At 29.2% G+C, this 3,488-nt stretch carries 2 protein-coding genes; both read right to left on the bottom strand.

All coding sequences use genetic code 11. From position 1 onward, the window contains the following. Positions 1-241: 241 nt before the first annotated feature. Positions 242-2,164 (bottom strand): AAA family ATPase, encoded by a 1,923-nt coding sequence (locus K8344_RS13695; RefSeq protein ID WP_237609244.1) that lies wholly within the window; start codon positions 2,162-2,164, stop codon positions 242-244. A gap of 159 nt (positions 2,165-2,323) precedes the next feature. Continuing rightward, positions 2,324-3,292 carry a hypothetical protein gene (locus K8344_RS13690; protein WP_237609243.1) on the bottom strand — a complete coding sequence of 323 codons (969 nt, stop codon included), beginning with the start codon at positions 3,290-3,292 and terminating at the stop codon, positions 2,324-2,326. Positions 3,293-3,488 lie beyond the last annotated feature (196 nt).

The following is a 3,488-nucleotide window of genomic DNA, read 5'->3' as shown; positions in this document are numbered from 1 at the left end:
TTTTCAGTTTAAAAGGTTCTGAATACCGTCTGATTACTTTGTCATTTTTGTACATAATGTTTAAAATTATGTAGCCTTTATTCAGGACGGGTCAAGATTGTGCCTAACGTTTCGTATATGATAAGTAGGCGATCATGAAACTCTAAATTTTTGACTTAACCGAAAGTTTGATACAAGCCAAAAATATTTCAATTAGTACTTTTTCGCCTATTTTTCATATACATTGTTGTGACCAGTTATATTAGTATAGATTTTTTATGTTTTCTATCCAGTCTGGAACCTCATAAGTATCAGCTAATTTTGATACATAACTCTTTGCAAACTCAAATTTATTATTATCACTATCAAAAAAGTCATCGAGAAGTTTAAGTTTACTAGGTGAAAGATCTAAAGCGAAATAGACTGCTTCTTCGCTAGGTTCATCAACATCACTTAACACATTTTCAATTTCAGGATAATCATCTTGAAATTCTAACAGAGTTTCATAAAATAACTTACCATTAAGAGAGTCTTCAATTTCTGTTTTTGGCGAAACTGGATTTGAAGATATTTTGACTAACTCAGTTTTTCTAGATTTAGCAACGTTTACTATTCGATAACACATTAGATTTTTCAGCTCATCTCTTGTAGGGTAGCTAACTAGTTCAGCATCGGTATCGGAAACTAAAATAACTTTTCCTTGAATTTCTGATTTAAAGTCATCGTAGGCGACCTGTAAATGGTTATAGATCCTTTTGATCTCTCCAGCTCCACCAACAGGTATAATTCTCAATTTTTTATCACTTTTTATTTCTGAGAGATATTCTTCCAGATATATCTTTTCAGACGATCCTTCGCAAATTAACCAATTATATGGCTCATCTGTTAAAATACTTGTAACAACAGACTGAGTAAAGTCATTTATACTTTTTAATCGAATATCGTAAGGTAATTTTCCTTTCGAACTTCTAACAGTTTGCTTAACTGATTCCCGGTAACTACTTATACTTATTAAATCGAATAGATGATCTTTATATTTTTTTGAGATTACACTAACACATCCATTCTCGACTGTTGGAATAAAACCATACCAATGAGTTGTAAATAATAGTTGTTTGCAAAGTGAACTTAACTCATATAATTTATTAAATTGATCATAACAGGCTGACATATGTAATGAGGATTCAGGTTCATCAATCCCTAGAATAATATTTTTAGTATCACTTCTATAACTTTTCAAAAAATGATAAGCCAGTTCAATTATAGCTTTTTGTTTTTCACCTGAACTTAAAGCAGACATTTCAAGCCAATGAGCACCTTCTTTTTTGTGTAATTTTCTAATTTTGAAATATGCTTCTACTATGAGTTTGTAAACATCGTGTTTTCTCAAATTCACTTGCCTTACACCACTTGTTCGAAATGCATATTCTTCGAGAATATCAGATACAGAATCAATGAAACTATTTAGACTTTGATTAATCTCTTGAATTTTTCTTTGTGGAACACATTTTTCTACAATTTCGTTAAGTGTTTCACCCATTAAGGATTGAATTTCTTTGGTTTCCAGTTGAGTGAAATTTTCAGGATCTATATCCTTAGGAATGTATATATATTCAAACTTTTCTTTTAGCTCAACTAATAAAGAATTGAGAAATTCTAGATTTTCATCAGGAACTTGTTGTAATGTCTTTTCAAAGTCTTCAACTATTAAATCTCCAAGTTTTTTTGTGTTAAAAAAACTTAAACTTGGTTTATTATCATATGTTGATCCTATTGGAATTAAATAATAATTAGAGATTTCAAAATCTCTTATTAAAATCTCTCTTTGCATAGAGAATGTTTTGAATTGTTCTCTATTTTGTGAAAGAACATCACTCTCTTCAATACTCCAAGTATAATTACTGATTAATTCAGCTGTCTCTTTGTTGCCTTCGGAAATACTTTCTTTCTTTATTAAGAATATTGGTGTTATGTAAGGGCGAGTAGTGGTAAATCCACTTTTCTTGGTTATAATATTAAAATTCCAAGATTTACCATTAAAAAAACTATCTAAAGCTTCTAAAACTGAACTTTTCCCAATACCATTATTGCCAACTAGACCACAAAAATTTTCTCCGTGTGTTATTGGAACATAATTAATTCCTGAGTAGGTTTTGAAATTTCTTAAAATTGTTCCTATTATCATAGTTTTTCTTTAATTGGTCACAACGTGTTTGTATAAGATTAGTTGCGTGGTTTAGCAACTAATTTAGCAAATACAAACCGAATAGAAAATCCGCGAGGATTTTCGTAAGTAGGCTCGTACCAAGCAATTAATTTTATACGGTGTTGTGCAACGTTTTTTTTACATTATATCAACTAATTTGTCAGATAGTTCATTTACAATTTCCTCATTAGAAATAGCATCGTTTAAAATCTTTTCATAGATGATTTGAGAGTCCGAATTTTCAAAAACTAGTGTTTCATTCTCATAACCCCATTTGCCTTTTTCTTTTTCCAAAAGTTCAATTATTTCTTTAATTCCTTGTCCATATCCAATATGTCCATTGATATATTTAATGAAAATTGGTTTTTGTATTGAATCTTTGTTTGTCAATCCTCTAACAAAACCTTTATATGCTTTATTATTTTTATCAATTTTCTTTGTTTTATCTTTTAAATAATCAACTCTATTTTCTACAAATGATTTGAAATGTTTAGATTGATTAATGTATTCTTGAGTCGTTTTTATTTGGAATTCAAATTCTTTGGAATTGTTTAATACATTAAAATCTAAAATCCGTGGGTCAGCAAATGCGTTATAAGCTTTATTCCATTCAATGTTCGTACTATCAGATTTTTTAAAGAATTCTTTTAAAACTAACCATACTTTTCTTTCTTCTCCAACACTGGTTTTTATCAGTTCGTCAATTGAACCTTTTACATTGGTTGATAATTCAGAGTAGTTCGAATCTGTAGAATCTGGGTTAGTTAATGTACTTTCTTTATATTCAGAAACAGCTTTTTTCAAATCATCAATTGGTTTTTGTCGGTCTTTTGCTATTTGACCAAATTCACTAATTGAACCTAGAAGCATTAATGTAAGTACAATGTTAAATGTAGTTGTTCCTCCTTTTTCTTTTTTTCCAAGAATGAACCAAAATAGTAAAGCTAATAAAGTCGGAATTAAGATAATTCCAAAAATAGAACCAAGACTTAAACCAAATGAATAAGCATCAAAACCATAAATTCGGATGTTCAGAAAGATTACTATTACTGCAACAATTGAAGCATAAATTATGTTAGATTTTGATAGTTTAAAAGGGTGTTTCATTAATTTTCGTGGTTTTTTTCAAATGTTACACAACGTTTCGTATATGATAAGTAGGCGATCTTGAAGCTCTAAATTTTTGACTTAACCTAAAGTTTGATACTAGCCAAAAATATTTCAATTAGTACTTTTTCGCCTATTTTTCATATACATTGTTGTGTGTCAGTAAATATAGCCTTTCGATTCAAAAATAACAATG

The sequence above is a fragment of the Aequorivita xiaoshiensis genome (assembly GCF_022008395.1).
GTDB lineage: Bacteria > Bacteroidota > Bacteroidia > Flavobacteriales > Flavobacteriaceae > Aequorivita > Aequorivita xiaoshiensis.
Note: the sequence above shows the minus strand (reverse complement) of the source record. Positions and strands in the feature narration are given on the sequence as shown.